This is a genomic window from Clostridium puniceum (genome assembly GCF_002006345.1).
Lineage (GTDB): Bacteria > Bacillota > Clostridia > Clostridiales > Clostridiaceae > Clostridium > Clostridium puniceum.
Genome location: NZ_LZZM01000178.1, coordinates 1 through 26649, shown reverse-complemented (window position 1 = coordinate 26649; position 26649 = coordinate 1). Strand labels below are relative to the sequence as shown.

The 26649-nt window shown below is 26.3% G+C and carries 23 protein-coding genes; 5 read left to right on the top strand and 18 right to left on the bottom strand.

Annotated features, from left to right (window positions below; all coding sequences use genetic code 11):
- Position 1 precedes the first annotated feature (1 nt).
- Entirely contained in the window at positions 2-1741 is a 1740-nt protein-coding gene (locus CLPUN_RS14540; RefSeq protein ID WP_077847975.1) for an ABC transporter ATP-binding protein, read from the top strand.
- A gap of 348 nt (positions 1742-2089) precedes the next feature.
- Here CLPUN_RS14540 and udk read toward each other — a convergent pair whose 3' ends face one another.
- The 11 genes from udk to CLPUN_RS14485 all read right to left on the bottom strand — a co-directional run bounded on the left by udk (position 2090) and on the right by CLPUN_RS14485 (position 15648).
- Entirely contained in the window at positions 2090-2710 is a 621-nt protein-coding gene (udk, locus tag CLPUN_RS14535) for a uridine kinase (protein WP_077847974.1), read from the bottom strand.
- Between the two features lie 202 nt (positions 2711-2912).
- Positions 2913-3734, bottom strand: a complete 822-nt coding sequence (locus CLPUN_RS14530) for a hypothetical protein (RefSeq protein WP_077847973.1) — start codon at positions 3732-3734, stop codon at positions 2913-2915.
- A gap of 386 nt (positions 3735-4120) precedes the next feature.
- Entirely contained in the window at positions 4121-5260 is a 1140-nt protein-coding gene (tgt, locus tag CLPUN_RS14525; RefSeq protein WP_077847972.1) for a tRNA guanosine(34) transglycosylase Tgt, read from the bottom strand.
- A gap of 299 nt (positions 5261-5559) precedes the next feature.
- Entirely contained in the window at positions 5560-6585 is a 1026-nt protein-coding gene (gene queA / locus CLPUN_RS14520; RefSeq protein WP_077847971.1) for a tRNA preQ1(34) S-adenosylmethionine ribosyltransferase-isomerase QueA, read from the bottom strand.
- A gap of 284 nt (positions 6586-6869) precedes the next feature.
- Entirely contained in the window at positions 6870-7910 is a 1041-nt protein-coding gene (gene ruvB / locus CLPUN_RS14515) for a Holliday junction branch migration DNA helicase RuvB (protein ID WP_077847970.1), read from the bottom strand.
- 180 nt (positions 7911-8090) lie between these two features.
- On the bottom strand, positions 8091-8687 hold the full coding sequence (gene ruvA, locus CLPUN_RS14510) for a Holliday junction branch migration protein RuvA (protein ID WP_077847969.1): 597 nt from the start codon (positions 8685-8687) through the stop codon (positions 8091-8093).
- Positions 8688-9027: 340 nt separating this feature from the next.
- Complete coding sequence (locus CLPUN_RS14505) at positions 9028-9603, bottom strand: hypothetical protein (RefSeq protein WP_077847968.1); 576 nt, start codon at positions 9601-9603, stop codon at positions 9028-9030.
- Positions 9604-9841: 238 nt separating this feature from the next.
- Positions 9842-10576: a hypothetical protein gene (locus CLPUN_RS14500; RefSeq protein ID WP_077847967.1), complete on the bottom strand. Its 735-nt coding sequence runs from the start codon at positions 10574-10576 to the stop codon at positions 9842-9844.
- A gap of 42 nt (positions 10577-10618) precedes the next feature.
- The gene (locus tag CLPUN_RS14495; protein WP_077847966.1) at positions 10619-11488 is read right to left on the bottom strand and encodes a radical SAM/SPASM domain-containing protein; all 870 of its coding nucleotides are present in this window, start codon (positions 11486-11488) and stop codon (positions 10619-10621) included.
- A 456-nt stretch (positions 11489-11944) separates the two neighbouring features.
- Positions 11945-14872: a hypothetical protein gene (locus CLPUN_RS14490; RefSeq protein ID WP_077847965.1), complete on the bottom strand. Its 2928-nt coding sequence runs from the start codon at positions 14870-14872 to the stop codon at positions 11945-11947.
- Between the two features lie 419 nt (positions 14873-15291).
- On the bottom strand, positions 15292-15648 hold the full coding sequence (locus CLPUN_RS14485; protein WP_077847964.1) for an MmcQ/YjbR family DNA-binding protein: 357 nt from the start codon (positions 15646-15648) through the stop codon (positions 15292-15294).
- A gap of 280 nt (positions 15649-15928) precedes the next feature.
- On the opposite strand from CLPUN_RS14485, the gene CLPUN_RS28770 reads away from it, so the two are divergent.
- Both CLPUN_RS28770 and CLPUN_RS28765 read left to right on the top strand, forming a co-directional pair.
- On the top strand, positions 15929-16309 hold the full coding sequence (locus tag CLPUN_RS28770; protein WP_242954141.1) for a hypothetical protein: 381 nt from the start codon (positions 15929-15931) through the stop codon (positions 16307-16309).
- 26 nt (positions 16310-16335) lie between these two features.
- The gene (locus CLPUN_RS28765) at positions 16336-16641 is read left to right on the top strand and encodes a GNAT family protein (RefSeq protein WP_242954140.1); all 306 of its coding nucleotides are present in this window, start codon (positions 16336-16338) and stop codon (positions 16639-16641) included.
- An 80-nt stretch (positions 16642-16721) separates the two neighbouring features.
- On the opposite strand, the gene CLPUN_RS14475 is transcribed toward CLPUN_RS28765, so the two are convergent.
- Both CLPUN_RS14475 and CLPUN_RS14470 read right to left on the bottom strand, forming a co-directional pair.
- Positions 16722-17225: a L,D-transpeptidase gene (locus CLPUN_RS14475; protein ID WP_077847963.1), complete on the bottom strand. Its 504-nt coding sequence runs from the start codon at positions 17223-17225 to the stop codon at positions 16722-16724.
- Between the two features lie 99 nt (positions 17226-17324).
- Positions 17325-18323 carry a metallophosphoesterase family protein gene (locus tag CLPUN_RS14470; RefSeq protein WP_077847962.1) on the bottom strand — a complete coding sequence of 333 codons (999 nt, stop codon included), beginning with the start codon at positions 18321-18323 and terminating at the stop codon, positions 17325-17327.
- 513 nt (positions 18324-18836) lie between these two features.
- Here CLPUN_RS14470 and CLPUN_RS14465 point away from each other — a divergent pair.
- On the top strand, positions 18837-19325 hold the full coding sequence (locus tag CLPUN_RS14465) for a PTS sugar transporter subunit IIA (protein ID WP_077847961.1): 489 nt from the start codon (positions 18837-18839) through the stop codon (positions 19323-19325).
- 192 nt (positions 19326-19517) lie between these two features.
- Here CLPUN_RS14465 and CLPUN_RS14460 read toward each other — a convergent pair whose 3' ends face one another.
- The 5 genes from CLPUN_RS14460 to CLPUN_RS14440 form a co-directional block, all read right to left on the bottom strand.
- Positions 19518-20237 (bottom strand): HAD family hydrolase, encoded by a 720-nt coding sequence (locus tag CLPUN_RS14460; protein WP_077847960.1) that lies wholly within the window; start codon positions 20235-20237, stop codon positions 19518-19520.
- Positions 20238-20309: 72 nt separating this feature from the next.
- Positions 20310-22061, bottom strand: a complete 1752-nt coding sequence (locus CLPUN_RS14455) for a glycoside hydrolase family 13 protein (protein ID WP_077847959.1) — start codon at positions 22059-22061, stop codon at positions 20310-20312.
- A 352-nt stretch (positions 22062-22413) separates the two neighbouring features.
- Complete coding sequence (locus CLPUN_RS14450) at positions 22414-23286, bottom strand: sugar ABC transporter permease (protein WP_077847958.1); 873 nt, start codon at positions 23284-23286, stop codon at positions 22414-22416.
- Between the two features lies 1 nt (position 23287).
- Positions 23288-24235: a carbohydrate ABC transporter permease gene (locus CLPUN_RS14445; protein WP_077847994.1), complete on the bottom strand. Its 948-nt coding sequence runs from the start codon at positions 24233-24235 to the stop codon at positions 23288-23290.
- A gap of 222 nt (positions 24236-24457) precedes the next feature.
- Complete coding sequence (locus CLPUN_RS14440) at positions 24458-25687, bottom strand: sugar ABC transporter substrate-binding protein (protein ID WP_077847957.1); 1230 nt, start codon at positions 25685-25687, stop codon at positions 24458-24460.
- 553 nt (positions 25688-26240) lie between these two features.
- On the opposite strand from CLPUN_RS14440, the gene CLPUN_RS14435 reads away from it, so the two are divergent.
- On the top strand, positions 26241-26649 hold a 409-nt coding region (locus tag CLPUN_RS14435; RefSeq protein ID WP_158078776.1), incomplete at its 3' end, for an AraC family ligand binding domain-containing protein.

Below are 26649 nucleotides of genomic sequence, written 5' to 3'. Positions count from 1 at the left end.
TATGAATAAAAACTCAATATTGTATAGATTATTATCATACACAAAACCTTATAAAATCTATTTATTTGGTGCTATATTAAGTGCAATTATAAGTATCTCTCTTACTTTATATGGTCCAATACTTATAGGAAATGCTATTGATTTAATTTTAGGACCAGGAAATGTTCAGTATACACAAATATTAAAAATATTAATTATCCTTATGTTTACAATACTTATAAGTTCACTTTTTCAATGGACACTTTCAAATTTTACAACTGCCATAACTCAAAAAACAGTAAAAGACATTAGAATAGATGCTTTTAATAAATTAAATAAGCTTACTTTTAAGTATATAGATTCAAATGCCCATGGAGATATTATAAGCAGAATAGTAAATGATGTTGATTCAGTGTCTGATGGACTTTTACAAGGATTAACTAGTCTTTTTACTGGTATAGTAACCATATTGTTAACTTTGGTATTTATGTTATCAATAAGTCCAATTATTGCTCTAGTTGTAATACTTGTTACTCCACTTTCTTTATTTGTTGCTTCATTTATAGCAAAACATTCTAATCAAATGTTTAAGGAACAATCAAAAACCCAAGGAGAATTAAGTGGTTATATTGAAGAAATGATTGGAAATCAAAAGATAATCAATGCATTTAACTGTGAACAAACGTCAATTAATAAATTTAAAGAAATAAATTCAAGATTGTATAATTGTGGTATTAAAGCTCAATTTTATTCTTCCCTTTCTAATCCTTCAACACGGTTTGTAAATGGGCTTGTATATGCTGCTGTTGGCGTTATTGGTACTATTTATGTTATATTTGGCGCTATATCTATAGGTGATATTTCTTGCTTTTTAACTTATGCAAATCAATATACCAAGCCATTTAATGAAGTTACTGGCGTAATAGCACAGCTTCAAACTGCATTTTCTTCTGCGAAAAGATTATTCGATCTTTTAGATGAAGAAGGTGAATCTAAAGATTTAGAAACTTCATTTGATAAATCAAATTTCATTGGTAATATAGAATTTTCTGATGTAAGTTTTTCATATAACAAGTCTAAAAAACTTATAGAAAATTTCAATTTAAAAGTTGATTCTGGAAATAAAATAGCCATTGTAGGTCCAACTGGAAGCGGCAAGACAACCTTAGTAAATTTACTCATGAGATTTTATGAAACTAATTCTGGAACCATAAAAATTGATGGAATTCATATCAATGATATGTCAAGACATAATCTCAGAAATTTATTTGGAATGGTTCTTCAAGAAACTTGGCTATATACTGGAACTATACGTGACAATATTTCTTACGGAAAAGCAAATGCTACTGATGAAGAAATTATAGAATCTGCTAAGAAAGCTAAAGCACATAATTTTATAATGAGATTACCAAATGGATATAATACTGTAATTTCTGAAGGTGGTTCTAATATATCTGCTGGCCAAAAGCAATTACTTTGTATTGCAAGAATCATGCTTTTAAATCCGCCTATGCTAATTTTAGATGAGGCTACAAGCAGCATAGATACAAGAACTGAATTAAATATACAAGAAGCCTTTAACAAAATTATGACTGGACGCACTAGCTTTATAATAGCCCATAGATTATCTACAATAAAAAATGCAGATATTATATTAGTATTAAAGAATGGTAAAATTATAGAACAAGGTAACCATAATAAATTATTATCACAAAACGGCTTTTATAAATCCCTATATAATAGTCAATTTGCTACAAATTAATAAATTAAAAACTTATGATGCTTTAAGCTTACATTATAAATTTTTATAAAAAATTATTATTTCATAACCTAAATTTATTCTATTAGATTGTAGCTAATAATTATCTCTAAATTAGAAAAGAACTCTAAATGCTAGATTTTATAACATTTAGGGTTCTTTTCATAACTGGTTATATCTAGATAAAATAAGAATAAGTGCTAACTCAATATAAACGCTCAGCACATAACTTATTTACACTAAAAACCTTCATATAAATGGCTTGTTTACTATTTACTCCTTATACATACATGAATGTTGTTAGTTTTTATAGTCCTTATATGTATTTTACAGCAGTCATATTTTCATTTATTAATTTTTATTCATAAAACTTTTAATTTTTTCTAATAGCATGCTTAAAGCAACTGTATTTTCTCCGCCTTCTGGAATTATAATATCTGCTCTTTTTTTACTTGGATCTACAAATTCTTCATGCATAGGTTTTACTGTACTTAAGTATTGAGTTACTACAGAATCTAAATCTCTGCCTCTTTCTTGAACATCTCTTAATAACCTTCTTATTATCCTTACATCTCCATCTGTATCAACAAAAACCTTAATATCCATTAAGTCACAAAGTTCTTTATTTTCAAATATTAATATACCTTCAACAATTATGACTTTAGTAGGTCTTACTTCGACGGTTTCATTTAATCTTGTGTGTTCAACAAAAGAATAAACTGGATGACATATTGAATTCTTTTCTTTTAAGCACTTAAGTTGATCAATTAAAAGATCAGTATCAAAAGAATTAGGATGATCATAATTAAGTTTTTTTCTCTCTTCTAAAGGAATACCTTTATTTGATTTATAATAATAATCATGACAAAGAATTACAACTTCCTCTCCAAAAACATCTTTAATTTTTTGGGATAAAGTTGTTTTTCCTGATCCACTTCCTCCAGCTATACCTATTACCATTACGTTTTGCATATTTTCCTCCAAATCATTTAATATATAAGTTTGCATTATTAATAACTATATATTAATTTTTAATAAACTCGTACCACTATTTCTATTAGATTTTATTATATAACAAAGAAAAAGACAACTCCTAATAAAATTTAGTATAAAAAATACTAAATTTTATTAAAAGTTGTCCATTTGTAATGCTTTTCTCATAAAATTAAACATGTCATAACACATTCTTTTCTAAAACTGAAGATTTCTTATATAAATACACTGTCAGATTTTTGTTATCCTTATTTACATTTTTTAAAATCACTGCATTTTGATTATTATAATTTTTATTGTCTCGCCCATCAAAAAACTCAATTGCTTTATTAACCTTTTTTATCTCTCCATCTTCCTTTTTGTATAATACAGAAATTTTTTCATTAAAATCTATACAATAGTTATTTACTTCTCTACATTTATTGGCTTCTGTTTCTTTTAAAGTTACATTATTCTCATTTCTATTAAATGACCTTCCTGCATTTTGTAGAAAATTCTCTTTATTATAAATGGTTTTATTATACTTCCTATTGCTGCTTTTTAAAACATTTTCTATTTTAACTACTAATGCTTCATATTTATCTATCATCATTACTAATTCTTCATATTCAGTAATATTATTACCATATTTTTCCTTAAAATCTTCTAACATATCTAAAGCTTTTTCCCTATCATATATTCCTTTAAATAATAAATCTTTTGCCAATTTAATTACTATGTTATTTATACTCTTATATTTTATAAATTGTAACATTCTTATAATGAAAAATATTGCTAATATACAGCAAGGTACCGAAATAAGTGGAAATTGTACCAATAACGCACCTAGAAATATTAATAATATAAAATTCTTATTCGCATCTTCATATACTTCAATACCTTCCAATAACACAGGATTATATGACAGAATTTTATCTATCATCAAATTTTTATTTTTTCTATTTATTTTTATATCACTTATTATAGATCTTCTTCTCACTTCTCTTTTTTTCTTATCTTTCATACCAACACCCTCCTTATTTTGTAATACCCTCCTTAATATTACATCCATTAGTGTTTATTATCAAGTTACTATATTATTTATATATTTATATGTTTTTTCACTATTACATAAGTTTCTTTTTATTACGTTTCATTTCGTTATCATATTTTTTTATAATTTGTCTATTATTCTCATTAAATTTTATTTTATCTTTATTACTAATTTTATAACTTAGCCTCCTTATTCAAAACCCTTTTATACAAAATTATATGAAAACAAAAACCATACATAAATAAAGGCTCTAAACACCTTTATATGCATGGTTTATTCATAAAACTTCACAATTATCTGTTATATAAACTTCTAAATACAATCTAATATTTTTTTTTAATCAAATATTTAATTTTTTAACTTCTACCTTCCCATGATCTTAATTTTTCTTCTTTAAATTCCTTAAAATATCCTCCATCAATGGCATCTCTTATATCTTCCATTAATTTATTATAGAAATATAAATTATGTAATACGCATAATCTCATAGCGAGCATTTCCTTTGCTTTAAACAAATGTCTTATATAAGCTCTTGTATAACTCTTACAAGCAGGACATTCACAACCTTCATCTATTGGCCTTGTATCAAGTTCGTATTTTGCATTCATTAAATTAAGCTTACCTTCCTTGCAAAATACATTTCCATGTCTTCCGTTTCTAGCTGGAAGCACACAGTCGAAGAAATCTACACCTCTTTCAACTGCTTCTAATATATTACTTGGAGTTCCAACTCCCATTAAGTATATTGGTTTATCTTCTGGCAAATGTGGTACAACAGCATTTATTACCTTATACATTTCTTCATGAGTTTCTCCAACCGCAAGTCCACCAATAGCATAGCCATCTAAATCCATTTTAGCTATTTCCTTAGCATGTTTTATTCTTATATCTTCATAAACTCCACCTTGATTTATGCCAAATAACATTTGCTCTTTATTTATTGTACCTGGAAGAGAATTTAATCTATCCATTTCGTTCTTACATCTTTCAAGCCATCTAGTTGTCCTTGCTACTGATCTTTCAACATAGTCTCTGGGTGCTGGATTTTCAATACATTCATCAAAAGCCATTGCAATAGTTGATGCCAAATTACTTTGAATTTGCATTGATTCCTCTGGTCCCATAAATATTTTTCTTCCATCTATATGAGAATTAAAGTATACACCTTCTTCTTTAATCTTTCTCATCTTTGCAAGTGAAAATACTTGAAATCCACCTGAATCTGTTAAAATAGGTCTATCCCAATTCATAAATTTATGTAATCCACCAAGCTTGCTAACAACTTTGTCTGTTGGTCTTAAATGAAGATGATATGTATTAGAAAGTTCTACTTGGCACCCTATTTCTTTTAAGTCCATAGTAGATACAGCACCTTTTATAACTGCTATTGTACCAACATTCATAAACACTGGTGTTTGTATAGTTCCATGTGGCGTTTCAAACTGACCTCTTCTTGCATTTCCATCCTTCTTCAATAAAGTATATTTTTTACTCAAAAGTTTCACCTCTTATAATTATAAATTCTTGTAGGTATCTAGAGAAAATATATAAAAAGATAGTTCAAACTTAAATTATTACAATAGTATTCCTTTGTTAAGCAATAAAAGTTAGAATATATATCTAAAAATACCTTATATAATTGAAACAATTGATTATGTCACCTCATCAATGTACTCAAAGCTTTTTTTAATATCACAATTACACTTGTAATTACTTTATAATTTCTTTTAGTATTTAATACTGTTTTGTAAAGTACTTTCTATTTAAAATTCCATAGAAACTTTTTCCTCAACTGTTAATTTATAAACATAGCATCTCCAAATGAGAAAAATCTATATCTTTCATTTACAGCTTCCTTATATGCATTCATAACATTATCTCTTCCAGCTAAAGTTGAAACAAGCATTATCAATGTTGATTCTGGTAAATGGAAGTTTGTTATTAATTTATCCACTACTTTAAAATTATATCCTGGATATATAAAAATATTAGTCCAGCCACTTTGTTCTTTAACTAATCCATTTTCATCACCAATGGTCTCTAAAGTTCTTGTTGATGTTGTTCCAACAGAAATAACGTAATTCCCTCTTTTTTTAGTTTCATTTATTATATCTGCACTTTCTTTTGAAAGCATATAAAACTCTGAATGCATCTCATGTTCTTCTAATGATTCAACTTTTACAGGTCTAAAAGTTCCAAGACCAACATGTAAAGTCAAATAAACTATATTTATACCCTTAACTTTTATTTCAGATAATAATTCTTTTGTAAAATGAAGACCTGCTGTTGGTGCTGCAGCTGAACCATTTTCCTTTGAATAAACTGTTTGATATCTTTCTTTATCTTCTAATCTTTCGTGAATATATGGAGGTAATGGCATTTCACCTAGTGTATCTAATACTTCTTCAAATATTCCATCATAGAAAAATTCAACGATTCTATTCCCATTATCTTTAACTTCTACTACTTCTGCCTTTAATTTACCATCTCCAAAAGTAAACTTTCTTCCTAATCTTGCTGATTTACCCGGCTTTGCTAAACACTCCCATTTATCCTTTTCAACTCTTTTAAGCAAAAGGAATTCTATTTTACCACCAGTCTCTTCTTTTTCACCAATTAATCTTGCTGGCATTACTCTTGTATTATTTAATACTAAAGTATCACCTTCCTTTAAATATTCTACAATATCATGAAATCTTTTATGACTAATGTCACCAGTTTTCTTATCTAAAACCATAAGTTTTGATGAATCTCTTTTTTCTAAAGGATGTTGAGCTATTAACTCTTCTGGCAAGTAAAAATCAAAATCTTTTACGTTCATATGTTATTCTTCTCCTAACTAAAAACCTTATTATAAATAAGCGTCCAAAAGTGATGCTTCAAAAGTGACAATCGAAAGTTTTACATTTCGTTCTTCGAACTTTTCCTGTGAGCATTTAACATTTGGTTATCATAATTTTCTCTGCGAGCAATTTTATATTTTTATTTTTAAATTTTCAATGTATAAGATTTATTCCGTTTAATAAGTTCTTGGTCGTACTTAATAAGTTCCTAATTGTGCTTTGAACTCTTTTCATAGATGAATATTTTTAGCAAACAATTTATCTACTCTTCAAAAAAATTCCCCTGCACACTGTTGTTGATTTTATTTTTTGAGGTATTTACTCTTCCAAGGTGATTATATGCTTTTTCACTTGCGATTCTACCTCTTGGAGTTCTTATTATAAAACCTTTTTGTAATAAGTAGGGTTCATAAACATCTTCTATACTTCCAAGCTCTTCTCCTATAAAATAGGAAAGTGTTTCAATTCCTACAGGTCCACCATTAAAATTATCTATAATAGCTTCTAATATCTTATTATCAACCTTATCAAAGCCTTGATTATCTACTTCTAATAATTCTAAAGCTTCCTTTGCTTCCTTTAGTGATACAAGATTATTACCTTTTACCTCTGAATAATCTCTAACTCTTTTTAATAATCTATTAGCAATTCTAGGTGTCCCTCTAGATCTTCTTGCAACTTCAAATGCTCCTTCCTCAGTAATTTTACATCCAAAAACAGTGGCACTTCTAACTAAAATTTCTTTAAGCTCTTCATCTGTATAATATTCCATCGAACAAAGTACACCAAATCTATCTCTAAGTGGTGCTGAAAGCATACCTATTCTTGTTGTTGCTCCTATAAGTGTAAATCTAGGAAGATCAATTCTTATAGACTTTGCAGCTGCTCCTTTTCCTATAACTATATCTAATGCATAATCTTCCATTGCTGGATACAAGATTTCTTCAACAGACCTATTTAATCTATGAATTTCATCAATAAATAAAACATCAAAATCCTTTAATGTTGTTAAAATAGCTGCTAAATCTCCAGCCCTTTCTATTGCAGGTCCTGAAGTAACTTTTAAATCTCCCCCCATTTCCGTTGCAATAATATTTGCTAATGTGGTTTTTCCAAGTCCTGGTGGACCATATAAAATCGCATGATCTAAAGCTTCATTTCTATTCTTTGCTGCCTTTATAAATATATCCAATCTTTCCTTAACCTTATCTTGTCCTATATATTCACTTATTTTTTGAGGTCTTAGACTAAGTTCAGAATTAGAATCTTCTTGCAATTCAAATGCATTAACTATTCTTTCCATAAAAACCTCCTCATTTCTAATAAATTATAGATTTTAACTGTGTAACTATATTTAAAATTTCACATTTAAATTATTAACTTAAATGTTAGTAAATAATTTATAATTTATTATATTATAACTTAATTTCTTCACAGGAATTTATATCTACCAAGTTTAACAATGTATAGTTAATTACTAAAACTAACCCATTAATAATTTCAAAGCGGCCTTAATTATATTTTCAATACTCTCATTTTTATCTACATTTTTAAGTACTGACTCAGCTTCCTTTTCACTATAACCTAATGCAAGTAATGCACTTAATGCTTCTGATAATACCATAATATTTTCGTTAGTGCTAATATCTGTATTTTGAGGCTCATTAAGTAATTCATCCGATTTTAATTTATCTTTAAGCTCTAAAATAATTCTAGCAGCTGTCTTTTTACCTATACCAATACCTCTACAAATATGTTTTTCATCACCAGTTAATATAGCATACTTCAAATTATTAACTCTACTTATTGATAACAATGATAATGCTGCCTTGGGACCAACACCACTAACTGTTAAAAGCAATTTAAATAATTCTAATTCTTCCTTAGAATCAAATCCATAAAGACCTAAAAAGTCTTCTCTCACAATTTGTTCAAGATAAAGCATAATTTCCTCTCCTGGTTTTGGAATGGAGGACATTGTAACGCCTGAGGTAAATATTTTATAACCAATTCCATTATTTTCCACTATTATATAATCCTTATTTATGCCTACATAATTTCCTTTAATATATTCGTACATTCAAATTCCTCCACTTTTATTATGATTATATGAATATTTTATCAAATATAATCTATAAAACCTAACTTATACTTTATCATTTAAAATGAAATTTTTCAATGCACAATTGACAGTTAACAATGGATAATTAATAATAAAATCTTCAAAATGATATTTATATAAAAATCTATAATTCTAAAAATCAGTAAACTTTTCTTACTTAACTATAAAATTGCTTATGTTATTAATACTTAGATTTTTTCTAGTTTCTTAAATACTTAAAAAGGTATGTGAGTAAATAATCACTCCATACCTTTTTTAATTGCACTTTTTAATCATAAATATCTATGTTCTAATGCATTTATGACAAAAATTCTGACAAATTTTCTTCTGCTTCTTCTTTTGAATCATATTCAAATTCAAAATTCTTAATTTTATTTTTATCCATTTCTCTTAAATTATTTACTTTCTTATTGTTCAAATATATATCTTCATTGTTTTCAATTAATAATATTCCATCCTTATCAGTTTTATATATAGCTAAAAATCCATCTTTTTCACCAATATAATATTTATTTGGTTTCACTGATTTAGAATTATCTTTTTTATATGTCATTTCACCATCAGCATTTAATTCAAGAACATATCCTTTCTCACTTAATGCTTTCGATAATTCTCCTTTTGTTAAATTTCCATCTATATTCAATTCTTTCTTTAACTCAGCTATTGTTAATTCTTTTTCTTTCTTTTCTCCTGAAAACAAATATATTTTTGTATTATCACTTAGTTTGTTGTTCTTATTTATCTCACTTGCTTCAACTGCATTATATTTTAAATTTTTATTAGTTATATATTTATCTGATAAATAATAAGTTATACCAAAAATAAATGCTAATATTATTACCATTCCAATAAATAGTTTCTTTTTACTAATCATAAATAATCACTCCTTATTAAGGAGTATTAACATTAATATATATATATATACATTAAATTACTTATATATCATATTAATCTGTTTTAATTGCTTTTCTGTATCTCCATTTTGAATAAATACATTTATATAGTCATAACCTGCAAAAAGTAAATCTCTTTGCTCCCTAAACTTATATGTAATTTGCTATATAGTAGAAAATAATACACCGATTTTATACCTACTCGACTTGTCGTTTTTATTAATTCCTTTTAAATGTATGTTTTAAGGCGTTTATTATTATAGCCCAAGTAATTCTAATACAATTTCTATAATTTATAATTGCATTTATTATTAAAACTCCTATTATAATTTCTAAATAATAAAATATAACTGTTAGTATTGGATTAATATTTACCCATTTCATATCCAAAAACATAGATGTTACAAAAGATAACCCAAATATAACAACACTAAAAATTATAAGACCTTTAATCATTCCTTTAAAATCTTCATGACTTGGTGCTATTCCACTTATTAATACTAAAAACAATAAAATTGTTATTAAACCTTCTTTAGTTATTAAAAATCTCGGATCTAAAATTCTTGATATTTCTGATATTTCACATTTTAATACAAATTTACTTTCTATAAATATAAATAGAGGTATATTAACCAAGGCCGGTGCTATTGCTATGAAAAATCCCTTTATGCTTATCAAAAATGGTATATTGCTGCTTATTCTTGACTTTACATATCCAGGTGTGTTCGCATTTGGCAAAAGTTTCACTTCTTCAATTTTAGCAAGGCATAATATGGCAACCAATAAATGAGCTAATTCATGAGCTGGCGTGCTAAGTGCATATATAAATTTTCCTAAATTAGAACTTATACTTCCTATTGCTCCTTGAAAAATTGATTGAATAAATCGTAATGCATAATAATATGAAAAATATAATAATAAAAAAACTGCTACTGATTTAATCGCTGCTTCCATTTAACCACATCCATTTCTATTTCTTCTTTATTATAAATATTCTTATCGTATTCTATTTATAAACCCACATCTTTTACATAATTCTTCCACTGCTTTTCTTTCTGAAAATCCATTATATATATCTTTAGCTCTTGTAAAATTTAAAATTTCATCTAAATTATTTTCAAAGATATTTCCAAGAGAAATACTTCCATCGCTATCTAAACAGCATGGTACAACAGTTCCATCCACTAATATACCTATTTGATCTCTAAGTCCATAGCAAAAAGCTCGTTCACCTAATTCTTCTACCTTTAAAGATGGCCATTTAAATTTTTCTCCCATACTAATATACACATTTTTTCTTAACTTAAAACTGTTCTTTTCTTTTAAACATTCTTTTAAGTCACAGTTTATTTCAAATTCTTTCTTAAGTAAATTAAATATATCAATATTCATATTATTACTAGCACTATACTTTGTATCTAAATTCCACAACCTTAAAGCACAAATTATATTAGTATTTTCTGCTGCATCTTTAACAAAGTCAATTATATTGTTTATGTATTTATTAAAATCAATTTGTTCTCCATTAGCTTCAAAACTATGAAGTGAAATATTTACCTGCCTCAATGCAGGTGCATTAAGTAACACACTTTTAACTTTGTCTATTAATGTTCCATTAGTAGTTATATTAACCTTTAATTGATTTTCTTTGCTTATTTCTAAAAAAGATTCAAGCTCTTTATTAAAAAACGGCTCTCCCATTAAATGGAAATAAATATAATCTGTATAAGGTTTTATATTTTTAACAATATGCTCAAAGGATTCTTTGTCCATAACCTCTAACTTTCTAGAGGTTCTAGGACAAAAATTACAGCTTAAATTACAAATGTTCGTTATTTCTATGTAAACTTTTTTAAATTTTTTCATTAATTATAACTCCACTCTTTAGTTTTTACTAACTGAAAAGCACTCCCTTGAAACTTTCCAGCCTTTAATAAGATTAAATATATTTATAATTACACCACTCTATTATATAACAATTTATTATTTTTCCAATAGTTTTTTAAATTAACATTAACAAATCATCTTTTTCATAAATACAATTATATAAGTTAATTTACAATTTTCTACCAATAAAAATTTCTCTTTAAATCTTAAAATCGGAATATATACTATAACAAAAAAAGAGCAAATGCACTAAATGGATTTGCTCTTTCAGTAAATACTTTATATTCATAAAATTAATCATTATTGTATTTCTTAGCGTACTTATTTAATTTCTTAGTTCTTATTTATTCTTTATGTTTATATTCTTAAATATCATCAATCTGATTAGCTTCTATATTTAAATTCTTTTACCTTACGCATAACTTCTATCAATAATTACCATGTTTTGATTTTCTTTATAATTTTACTTATAAAATTTTCTTTTCTATCTTTTTTATTACTTTTATTAAACTCATTTTTACTAGCAAAAAATATTAGCAACGCTCCTCCAAGTAATAAATATATCCACCATGGTATACTTAGCCAGAAATTTAAAGTGTTTAAAAATACACCTACTAGTAAAAATATTGCTCCACCAATAAAATATAATTTTCTTTGAATAATAAATCCCACAATAATGCTTATTATACATAAAATACAGAAAGCAATTGCTTCAAATGAGTTATTATTTTGATGAGATAACAAGAGAATAATTCCTACACTTAAGTACCAAATTCTTAACATAACTATACAAACAGTATTCTTTTTTTTGAAATAATACTTTATTATTAAATGCAATATAATAATAGATGGAACCAATACAAAATCCATTTGATACTTTTCTAAAAACCCTAATTTTAAAATAAGTCTTCCATAAGCAATATAATTAAAGAACATGGAGCTTATTTTTAAACTTCTTTTTAAATTTTCATTATTTATAAATTGACTTCCATAATATAAAAACACTCCAAACACTATAAGTGAAAAAATATTAAATACATATGGAATAGATTCGTCAAATGAAATCATAATTGAGCAAATAAGAGATATTCCCGAAAAAATATGGCAATATAATATTTCCTTTTGTCCTGAAATTTCATCCATATTATAAAGAATGTATCCTATTGCAGCTATTATGCAAGCTACCAAACAATTTGCTACTGTTTGGTTTATTGTATCAAAATAATAAATTATTCTTAAGCTTATAATCCAAAGACAGCCTATAGGAATATATATAAGTGCAATTTTTTTGCTCTTATACAAAAATAATACCAGTAATCCAATACACCCTATTAAAAATAATATAAATTTATAATTTAAGTTTTCAAAATCATTAAAAAATAAAGAATTAAAAAAACCAAAAGAATAAATTCCAATTATATATGAATTTAATCGCTTTTTCCATATTTCTTTAGAACATATCCAAATAATTGTAAGGATTAAACTTATGCATAAAAATATATTTTGTGGCTTTAAAAAAAATATATTCATTTTATTAAACCTAAATAATATGTCTAAATCCAATAATACAATTGTAATCATTGTTATAAATAAATATAAATATATTTTTATTTTTAATTCACTCTTTTCCAGAAGAAAACATCCTCCTGTTACAATAGCTACTGCTGTTCCAGCTATTATTCTATCTATTGGGAAAAACAAAGTAAGAAAATAAATCAATGCTAAAAATGTATGTCCTTCATATAAATATATTTTATAATTGTTTTTATTTTTTAAATTAAGAATTAAACTTAATCCATATATGCTTCCAATATTTAAAATAATATAAATAAAACCTAAATGAAATCTTCCATTAGAAAATATATTTTCTATTAATTTAAGCCCTGCTAATGTAAATAAATTTGCAATAAAAATAGTAATTGGTATTGCAAATTTTAATGCTCCTAAATAAAATTCATCTTTTGCTTTTTTTGTAGTAATAACTATAATGACTACTAATATATATATTAGTACTGCTGTATATAAAGCTTTTAATGGTATTATTGAAATTAAATCTAAAATTATCATTGTGCTTAATATTATTACATCTGTTCCAGTCTTTAAATATTTAAAGTTATTGAAATAATAAATCACTCCATAAATTGCAATCAATCCTAAATTCATTATAATGTAGTAAGCAAATACATCCATTTTAAGTCTAAAAGTAATGCATATCATATGTATTGCTAAAATCAAAATACTTGAAACAAATATTCCACCTTGAAATTTAAAATCATAAATCCAATAAGTTATAATAATTGTTAAAACAACAATTGCAACTGTAAGTATACCCACTTGGATAATTTGATTTGGCTCTCCCATCATAGTCACGATTGTTGCATAAACACTGCTACCTAAAATTCGAAAAATACATGCAACAAGATTAATAAGTACATAATATTTTATGGTTTTAGTAACAAAATGATATATACTTTGTGTTTTATTTAATTTATGATAAATACCTGATAACATTAATGTATAAATTAGTAACATTAATAATTCCATATTATAATTGATATTTAATTGTTTTAAAATAAACCAATATAATATCTCAGAATCAATAAGTGTAATCCATGTAAAAGTAACCTTTTTGTATTTTTTAATGCTATAAGAAAAAAATATTAAGCATATAGCCGAACTTATAATTCCATAAACATATCTTCCTTGGCCTCCAATACTTAAATAATTACCTAATAACTTAAAGAATCCTATAGATAATAATATTACTGGTAAAAATAAATTACCTAATATCCAAAATGCAAATGAAGTTTTAATAATTTTAAGCTTCTTTTCTGTAAATCTACTCATTAAAAAAAATAATATACTTACCATTAATAAAGCAATTGTTTTTACACCATTACTCATCAAACTCCATGTACTAGTTGCAAGAATTATTCCCGCAAGAAGAATCAAAACAATTCCTAAACTTAGAATTATTGTAATATTACGTTCTTTTATTAATTTACTTTTTTCATTTATATTTTGATTTCTTTCAATATCATATGATTTATTCACCGTAGTTTTTATTTCATTATTATTTATTTCACTTGATGGCTCTTCAAGTACAGTAAAATATTCTTCTTTAATTTTTTCTGGTTCTAAATCATTTCTAATCTCTTTACTATTATAAAAGTCATTTTCAGATAAATTTTCTGTATTCTGCTCATAAGTTTGAAATCTATCATTTGAAACTTCTTTCCATCTCAATTTTTCCTTACAATATTCATCTCTAATTTTTATTAATGCATTTTCTGAAATTTGACCTTGTTTCCATAGAAAGTTGATATACCCTAAAAATTCGTCTTTGTTAGCTTTATTATTCACTTAATCCCTCCCTTAACTTTAATGCTTTTGTTGCTATAAAATTTAGCAATATTTTTATTGCATATTATTAAATTTTATAGCTCATACTTTATAGTACCAAAAATTCATGTTAATGGAAAGGTCCTTACCATTTATCTATTTTTCATTATAAACAGCAAAGAGCAAGCGTATAAATACACTTGCTCTTTCTTAGTAACTGATTTTTACGTTGTCCGCCAACTGGGTACGACCCTACGTCGTACATCGCTTCCGGGATTTTTACGTTGCCCGTCACCAACTGTATACCTCTTAAGATATACGCTTCTGCCGGATTTAAGTGTCAGTCCACTAAGATAAATTTTTTATCTTTATCTTGTTTTTATTATATCGTTATTTATAATAAATTGCAATATGTTTTTTGAATTTTCTGATTTTTCATTTTAATCCATTAATCTCTTTTGAATCTTTTTGCCTAATGAAACCACAACTAAATCATATGACATATCTAGCATTTGTTTTACTACTTCATCAGGAACTTCTCCCTCAATATAAACCGAATTCCAGTGTTCTTTGTTCATATAATAACCTGATACAATATCTTGATATTCATCTCTTAAAAATTGTCCAAAGCTTGGCTCACATTTTAAAGTGATTATTGGATTTCCTTCCTTATCTCTTCCTTGCATAACAAACATCTTTCCTCTTATAAGATATCTAATCGCATTCCATTCTTCTTTAAAATCTTTTTCTGCACCTTTTTTATTAAGGCAATATTCATCAAACCATTCGTATTTCATAGCAAATCCTCCTACAATTTTAAATTTTATTTTGCTAATTTATATTCCTCTTCTTTTAATAAGTATGATACAACTAAATAATTTTTAGTATCTATTGCTTCTTTCTTTTAATAATTATTGTATCATAATTGGTAATATTGATATACAATATGTTATTTAATAAATGTTAAGTTTCCTAATTAACACTATTCATAAATTGAAGCAGAATATATGATATAATTTTAATATATTAATAGGTAATTTATACTATTAACACTATTTACGAAAGAATTTAATTATTATGCTTAATAATATTGCTAATAAAATGTTATCTAAAGATTTTTTATTAAATGTAGATATGCTTGAATGCATACGAAGAGGTAGTTCTAAAATTTTTTGGGCATCAGATGAAGGTGTTCTTTTAATAGATGTTCCTTCTCAAATATATATGCTTTCTGCTAATACTGAAATAACAAAAAATTTAATTAATAAACTACCTAACAATCTTAACCTAATTGTTACACATGATAAATTTTCTTTTGACTTATTAAGACAAAAATTTAACTTTAGTGAAACAATGATTTGCTATAATACAGTTTATACAAAGCAAACTCCTATAAAAATATTGAACTCTTCAATAGAAATTAAACATCTTACACTAGAACATAAAAATATTATATAATTAAAAAATACTCTAAAATAGATATGGTGGGTATTAATTATATTGAAAATAGATTGAATGCAAATGCTATGCTTGGTGGATTTATTCATAATAACTTATGTGGATTTATATGGAATCATGAAGAAGGTTCTATAGGTATGTTAGAAGTTTTTCCCAAATATATAGGTAGGGGTATTGGCTCAGCATTGCAAATTGCAGCTACTAATGAAGCTTTAGCCAACAAAAGTATCCCTAAGGACAAGTTATTGAAACAAATCAAGCTTCTATTGCACTTTCAAAAAAAGCTTGATTTTAAATTTTCAAATAATAAAACCTGCTGGTTAATTAAATAAAAAATGTAAAGATTTCCTTCAATAAACTAAGTCAGAAAACTAAAACACTAAACCACAATCTAGAAAACAGTTTAGTGTTTTTAACTTATTACTACTTTAGTTCCTATTGGAATATTATCATAAATCCATTTTGCATTTACTTTAGACAGTCTTATACACCCATCAGATAATTTCATTCCAAGCCTTCCATCTCTAACAGATCCATCTAAATTATATATTATTGAGTGGAACAAATAATTTCCCTTGAATTGAGTATAATACCAACATTTATATCCTTTGTTTACTCCAAAATAAAGTCCTTTAATTCCAATTTTATAAGTTCCTTTTGGTGTTGGTGTTGATTTCTTTCCTATTGTACATAAATAACTATTAACCATAGTCCATTTATTTGTGGTTCCCTTAAAAATATTTACTCTAAAGTTTTTAATATCTACCCAAATAAAATAACTAGTATTACTTGAAAAATTGTTTGAATTTACATAGTTTGTAACATCAGAACTCTGTTTTTCATCATTTGCCCTTATATTATCCTTACTATATTCTTTATACCTCAAAATTTCATATACTTTAGATAAAAACTTCATATTTTTTTCCTAAATTTATTATTCTAGAATATTATATGCACAATATATTAAATTTGATTTTTAATTAATATTAAATATAATTTATTACCACAAGTTCATTTATTGCATTGAAATTTCCTTATTAAATATCCATTTCTTTTCTTTAATATCTCTTCCATTAACAACAACCTTATTGCCATCAACTTCAACATACAACCCCTTAATATACGGTTCTCTCCTTCTACCGCCATCACTCTTGTCATCATATACGATAGTATAACTGACAGCTCCAGTGTGAATCATAGTAAACGGCTGTTTAAATAATATGCTACTATTATTTAAGTCACTATGTGTGTGTGAAGTAAATAATATTACTTCTGGATATTTTGATAGTATTTTTCTAACTTCTTTACTTTGTTCAACACCTATCCAACCTGTATTTCCATCATTTAAATGTTGATGTAAAAATACAAATATAGGTTTCCCTTTTTGATAATTTTCTGATAATTTTTCTTTCAGCCATTTTTGCTGGATATCAGATATAAAAGCTCTCACTGAATCTGTAGTTTTAGAATTACCATCCTCAGAACCTAAAGATATAAAATGATAATCATTGATCCATTTATCATGATATACTTTTTCCTCACCAGCAAATTCAAGGTATCTATTTATAAATGTTTTAACTTGCTCAGGTGAGTTTGACCCTGCCTCATAATCATAAAACTCATGATTTCCTATATTTTTAATAATCGTTTTAGGCAACAAATTTTTATTTTTACTTATAGCATCTTTAATTGAAACGTATGACTCTTCCTTACCTTGATCTACAGTATCTCCATTGAGTACCAATAAATCCATACGAGGATTTATATTGTGTAAATCCTCAATAGCATCTTGAAAGCTAGGAAGATTTCCATGTACATCTCCTAATACTGCAAAAGTAAGATCTTTCTTAGGTATTGTATTTTCTGTACTTTCATCAGTAGAAGTAACTTTTTCATTCGATATTGCTGATTCTGTACTATTATCCACAGCTTTAGGCTTATTCATATATATGGCTGCAATAACACCTACAAGGATTATAGCAATTGCAACAGAAATTCTTCTAAATTTTTTCATTCTTAATCACCTCTATTATTAAATACCTTCATATTATAAATATATATAACTTAATAGTATAATTCAATTCTTTTATAATACATTTTGTTTAATAATTATAACTATTAGATTTTCAAATTGCAAATATCTAAACTTCATAATATGGCTTAGAAATTCTTTATCTTTATTATTTTACTAAGCATATAATATTATTCATTAAATAACTCAATAAAAAATCTTAATTTTACTAAATAAAAAACTAGATGTAAAAATTACTTCTAAACTTATATCGTAATAATACTTTTTATATCTAGCAATTAGCATTTTTAATTTAATGCAAAATATATATTAAAATAAAGTTTAGATATATATTTTAGTACTACACTACATATACTCAATTACTGTACATGATTTTAATATATCCAATTGGTCACAGTTTATATATTTAATAAATACGGAATCAATTCCATGTTTTTATTGACTCTAAATTCTATAAATAATATAATACACTTACTAAGAATTTAGGAGGTATATATGTTTAAATTTTTTAATACAAAACAAAAAAATGATTTAAAAATTGTTGCCCCAGTTACTGGCACAGTAATTGATCTATCAATGGTTCCAGATCCAGTTTTCGCTCAAAAAATGGCTGGTGATGGTGTTGCTATTGATTTAACTGGTGAAACAATAGTTGCACCAGCTGATGGAACCTTAACATTAGTTTTCAAAACAAAACATGCCTTTGCTCTAACCCTTGATAATGGAATTGAACTATTAGTTCATATAGGAATAGATACGGTTTCACTAAATGGTGAAGGCTTTAAACAGCTTGTTCCAGAAGGTAATATTGTAAAAGCAGGAACTCCTATTATTGAAATAGATAAAGCTTTAATTTTAGAAAAAGGCTTTTCACTTATTACTCCAGTTCTAGTTACTAATCCAGATATTGTTTCTGAATTAATTATATCAACAGATAAAAATGTAACTGCTGGTGAAAATGAAGTTATTATATGCAAATTTTAAAATTAATCAATTAGGAAGAGGATAATTGTATTATCTTCTTCCTAATTGATTAATTTTATATATTATTAAATTTTGAGTCTCAGCCAAATTACATTAATATAAATGATTTTAATAGAAATTACTTATTTAACATATGCATAAGCAAAATAATCAACCAAGAATAAAATTACTTACATGCAAATTATTTTAAATTTATTTAGATATGATTAATTCGGCTATTTTATTTACATCTCCATCCATTATATTATATTTACTTTTAAGAATTTTCGTTATTTCAGATGATAGATTTGAATTAATATATAATGAATCTAGGCCAGCATAACTAGCCCCTTCAATATCAGCAATAAAATCATTGCCTATCATTATTGTATTTTTTGTATCTAAACTAAATTCCTTTAATAATTTATTATAAAACATATTATCCGGTTTACATACATAATGATCAGAAGAAAAATAAATCCCGTCAAAATATTCATATATTTTCAAAGTTTTCATTTCATATAATGTAAAAATTCTTTGTGCATTTGATAATAAGTAAATTTTTTTCTTCTTTTCTTTTAGTAAATCTAGTAATTCTAAAACTCCATCATAAAGTTTTAAATATTTGATAGATAGAATTCTAAACATTTGAGTTGTTGCTTTAATAGTATTTTCAGAAACATGTACATCTTTATCTTCAAATAGTAATTTAAATATGTTTTCTATTGGAAAATCCGGATAATCAGTACCCACAATAGACGATAGAGTTTCTTTTACTTTCCTCTTATAAGCAGCTTTTAACCCTTTTTCATTATAATAAGCGCCATTAAAAGAATAAAACAAAGCAAGCTTCTCCCAAAGTGATTTAGAATTTTCATTAGTATTAATATCTACTAATGTTCCATAAAGGTCAAAAATATAATTAGTGTACATAATATTAATTCAACTTTCTTAAATTTTGGTATGCTTAATTTTGATTCCATAAGTAGTATAATCTCATGCTTATTATACTTTTCTTATTAATATGCCATTTCTAAGTAATCTACTATGAGAATATAAGTGACTAAACAAAATTTCTCCAACATCCTCTACAGAAATAATCCCATCTGAACAATTAAGTAAAACTTCTAACTTATTGCCCCATTCATCTAGTTTTATATATTCTACGACTCTCTCATTCTTAACAGTGTTTGGAAAATGAAAATTACAGCTTCTGAAAAGTTGCTCCTTTTTTCTTAATTTAATTAATTTCTTTATAATATTTATTTTATTATCATATTTTCCATTTTCAATTTCATCCCAAGGCATGCATCTCCTACAATCTGGATCATGCTTACCTTCAAGGACAATTTCTGTTCCATAATATATACATGGACTTCCTGGCATTGTGAACAATACCGCTAACTGTTGATAAAAAATATTTATATTTTCTACTCTTGAGATTAATCTTTCTGTATCATGAGAATCTAACAAATTAAATAACACATTATTATTTTGCTGCATATACATTGTATAACATCTATTAATTGCACACTCAAAATCTTCCTTATTTAAACTTTTATCAATCCAAAAATCTGCAATAGTGCTTGTTAGTGGATAATTCATGACAGCATCAAGTTCATCGCCTTTAAGCCAAGAAATAGAATCATGCCATATTTCTCCTAAAATATAAAAGTCAGGCTTTATTGCTTTCACTTTTTCTCTTAATGTCTTACAAAATTTATGTGAAATTTCATTTGCAACATCCAGTCTAAGACCATCAATATCATAATTTTTTATCCAATATTTACATACATTTATAAAATAATTAATTACTTCTTTATTGTTTGTATTTAGTTTGGGCATATTTGTAGCAAACGCAAAAGAATAAAATTTTCCTTCCTCAGTATCTTTACTATTTTCATCAAAAGGCCATTCATTTACCATAAACCATTCAAAATATTTTGAATCTGGTCCTCTTTTTAATACATCTAACCATGGTTCAAATTTAGCTCCACTATGATTAAATACGCCATCTAGCATAATCCTAATTCCTTTTTCATGTGCTTTATCTATAAGGTTTCTAAATATTTTTTCATCCCCAAAATTAGGGTCTATTTTCAAATAATTAGTTGTATCATATTTATGTGTTGATGCTGCTTCAAATATTGGTGTCAAATATATGCCTGTAATACCCATCAATTCCAAATAATCCAATTTATTTATAATACCTTGCAAATCTCCTCCATAAAAATCTTCATTAGTAACATTGCCTTTACACCAAGGCTTTACACCTTTGGGACTAATAGAAGAATCTCCATTACAAAATCTCTCTGGAAATATTTGATACCAAACCATACTATTTACCCAATCAGGTGTAGTATTAATATCTGCACTGTTCATCCAAGGAAATGTAAAGCATTGTAGCATTCTTCCTTCCATATGTATTTGATTTTCATTTAAAAAACCATCCTCAAAATAATACCAGATTTCCTTGTCACTAACTAATTCAAAATAATACCTGCATCTTTTAAATTCTGGCTTTAAGGTTGTAGTCCACCATATTTGATGTTGTAACTTCTTTTTATACACAATCTCTTCTCTTTTTCCTTCCCATCTTTCATTTTCACCTAAAATTCCAGTCATAAATGGATCTCCATAATTTATAAAAACCTTTTTTACATCATAACCTGTTTTTAAATTTACAATTAAATCGTCGCTGTTAATTGGATAACAAAAATTATCTGAAGTTCTGTGATACACTGCTTCAAATTTCATAAGGCTCTGCTACCTCCTCTTATATAGTCCTTTAAAATTATAGGTTGTTTATATTCAAAATTTGTTTATAAACCAATAGTTTATAAACCATTGCTAATTTAAAATCTGATCATAAAATATCATATAAATAAAACAAATACATATTTAAAATTAGATATAGAAACAAATAACAACCTAACAATACAATATCTATCTTGTATCAAATCAAAAGCTATGTTTATCTTATAGTAGGATACTAGATAAACAAGCTAGAATATTATAATTTAAAATACATCAGCATACTAACTTGTTATTTTTTAATATGCCTTAATGTAATCTATAACTATAATCATTAACTCTGCACAATCTTTCTTTAACCTTTTACTGATCCTGCTGTCAATCCTTGTGCAAAGAATTTTTGTGAAAGAACAAATATAAAAACAACTGGTATTGATGCCATTATTGCAGCTGCTGCGAATTGAGTCCAATTTGCTGCATATTGATTTAAAATAAATACTCTCATCCCTGTTGCCACTGTTTGACTATCTGCGCCTTTTATAAGTGCTGATGTAAAGTAAAATTCACTATATGTTCCCACAAAAGAAAAGATAAATATTACTATCATCATATTTTTTATTAATGGAAGTATTATTTTAGCAAATGCTTGAAAAGTTGACGCGCCATCTATATACGCTGATTCAGTTAATTCCTTAGGAATACTATCCATATATCCTTTCATAAGCCAAATATTATATGCACTTCCACCTGCTAAAAGTATTGTTAATGCCCATAAGTTATCCATCATATTAAATTTATATGCAACTCCTAATATTGCTGGCAAGGCCATGGTTGTTGGGAACATTTGTAAAATTAAAAGTGACATAAGCCCATATCTTCTTCCCTTAAACTTTAGTTTAGAAAAAGCAAATGCTGCTGGCATTGTTAACATTAACTGTATCATAGCAACACTTATGCAAAGTAATACTGAATTTTTAATCCATACTAGAAATTTAGTTTTGGTCAGAACTTTCACATAATTTTCTAACGTAAAAGTTTTAGGGAAAATAGATGTTTGAGTAAATGCATTACCTTTAGCCATTGATGCTGAAACAACTGCAAGAATTGGTATAATTACTATTATACACATAATCCAAATCACCACTCTTGAAGCCCATGCAGTTCTTCTTGCAGATGGTTTTATTTTCTTTTTATATTTTAATACTTCAACATTTTCATTTGATGCCATATTAATTAACCTCCTCAAATTGTCCTGATGCTTTCATTTGTATAAATGAAATTGTACCTAATAGTATAAATATTATAATACTTATAGTAGAAGCTATTTCATATCTTCCAAATGTCATTGACAATCTATAATTAACCGATGCTAATATATCAGTGTAACCTGCAAATTGTGATCCAGCCCTAGCAGGTGCTCCGTTGGTTATTAAAAATGCGGTCCCAAAATTATTAAAATTAAATGCAAAACTTGAAATTACTAAAGGATATGCAGTTTGTGCAATAGAAGGCAATGTTATTTTCCAAAACTGAGTAAATTTATTTGCTCCATCAACATCTGCTGCTTCATAATAGCTTTTAGGTATTGCTTGCAACGCTCCCAAAGAAACATTCATCATATATGGAAATCCTAACCATACAGTAACTGCACTTACTACTATTTGAGAATATAAAGGATTTGTTAACCAAGGAATTGGTGTTGATATAAACTTAATACTAATAAGTAAATTATTAATTGCACCATAACTTCCATTAAACAAACCTTGAAATGAAAGTACTGCAACAACACCTGGTAGTGCCCATGGAATAACTAAAATTGCCTTATATATACCTCTTTCTTTTATATTTTCATTATTTACCAATATAGCCATGAAAAGTCCTAAAAGAAATCCTCCAATTGTTGTTATTACTGCATAAACGCAAGTCCATAAAAATACTGGGAAAAATACTTGGCTAAATGGCCCCTTAAATACTTCTACAAAATTTGAAAAACCTACAAAATTAATAACTCCTTTTGAATATTGTGTATAATCAGTAAATGCAATATATATTGTATAAATTACAGGTAGGAATGATAATACAAATATTGAAATCATAGCTGGTAATAAAAAAGGAACTGTGGCAATACTTTTTTTGCTTTTTCTTATTTTCGTTTTTTGTGATTTTGCTATTTTCATTTTTTCTATATTTTCCATAATTTCCTCCCTCTTTCGTATAAAAGAATACATTAAATATCTTTTAATTGTATTCTTTTATTTACTTATATTTACTTTTGTAATAAAACATTCTATACAAATTAATCTTATAATGTAATTTGTAAATAATATTTTATAATAAATAATTATTTATAAATTTAGTTTTCTCTTATATAAAATAAGGGGAAGTCTCCCTTTTCAGTTTTATTTCATTTGATCTATTCCTTCTTTTATTTGTTGCACTAATTGTTCTCCAGCTGCCTTAGGCTCTAATGTACCAGTGTTCATTGCAACTAAAGTATTTCCTCCTGGTGTCCATACTGCTTGCATTTCTGTAATATTAGGCATTGGTTTAGCAACCTTTGCTTGTTCGCTAAATGCAACCATATCCCTAGATGATTTAAATTTATCACTTTCAACGCCAGCCTTAGTTGCTGGAATTCTTCCACCTTTATCAATAATTATGTCATTAATATTTTCCATTAAATATTTTGTTAATTCCCAAGCTAAATCTTTATTTATAGATTTTTCACTAACAAATGCTGTTTGAACGCCTAAAGCTGTTGTAACAGGTTTTCCACCTAATGTTGGCATTGGTGCAATTTGATAATTAAGTCCTGCTTCTTTAGCTGCCCCAGTATCCCATGCTCCTGAAATATAGAATGCAGCTTCACCTGACATGAATCTATTTTTAGCTATGTCATCAGTGATATCTGCTGCAATAAGTTTATCTTTAACAACTAAATCATTAATGAATTGTAATCCTTTTATTGCACCTTCATTACCAAGTCCTATATCTGCTGGATCAGTTGTTCCATTGTTATTTTTAAATATATATCCACCTTGACCTGTAAGGAATCCTAGATTGTAATAAATAGCATTTACACTATATGAAAATCCAACATTAGGCTCTTTAGCCTTAGTTACAAGTTCTTCCATAGTTTTAGGAACTTCTTCAACCTTGTCCTTATTAATAAACAAAGAAACCGTTTCTTGAGCATATGGAACTGCATATTTCTTACCGCCTATAGTTACTGCATCAAGTAATCCGTTAGACATATATTTGCTTTCATCCATAACATCATTTGGTACTTCTGCAAGTAAACCAGCTTTTTGGAAGGTACCTAAATTGTCATTAGCTATACCAATCATTACATCTGGACCTTTAGAGCTGTTAGCTGCCTGAATATAGTCTTGTATTTGACCTTTATCATCTACAACATTAACTATAACACCTTTATCTTTTCCCCATTTCTCAGCTAATGCCTGAAGTTCTGGCAATTCTTGAGCATTCATATGTGACCAAACTGTTATTGTTTTATCATCTGAAGCACCACCTGCTGTTTCTTTTGCTGACCCACTACAACCTGCTAACGTTCCCATTAGTAATGCTGTTGTCATTATTAATGATAATATTTTTTTCTTCTTTACCATTTTTTAATTCCCCCTAATTTTTAATTAAATTTTTTTATTTTTTATCTTCAAGTTTACTTAATTATTAAGATTCTAAGTATATATATTAATGACTTTAAGTTAAACTTTTAGCAACCGATTGCATAATCCATAAAAAATAATAACTTATAATTAATGTAAATTATGTATTTTGTAAAAATTTGATTATAATTCTTAAATTATAATAATTTTATATTTCTCTAATTGAAACATTACAGTAATCGATTGCACTTCTTTGCTTTTTTACTTATAATATTAAATAATAGAATATTTTTTACTGTAAAGTATTTTTTTAACATTTGCAATCGGTTGCTTTAATTTGTACAACCTATTTTTACTTTAAATACCGTTTACAATAATTATTATAAACTTATACTTATTGATAATATAGCATTATATTCTAAAAATTATTGTCATTTATTAATATTTCAAATAATAATTTTTTAAGTTACCATAAAAAACTAATTTAACTGCATTTATATGTTTTAACTAATTTCAATATCAGTTAAGAAATACAAAAAAGGAGATGCCTTATATGAATTACAGCTATGAAATAGTTACAACTCCCAAAAGAATACCTGCTAAGATAGTAATACATACTGATCCTGGAGTAGTTCTAAAACATTGGCATAAAGATTTAGAATTAACGTACTTATATAAAGGAAGTGCTACTTTTTCTACAAACGGAAGAATTTCTTCTATAGGACGCAAAGAATTATTTTTAGTAAATAGTGGTGATGTTCATTCTGTAATTGATTATAGTAATGATGTTGTTACAATGATAACTATATTAATTTCATATAATTTTATTAAAGACAAATGTCCTGATATAGATAATTGGGAATTTAAATTAGAAGGTAAAAATAAAAGTATTAAAAGACTTAAAAATATTCATGAAGAAATAGTTAATTTATATATAAAAGATATGGAAATTAATAATACAC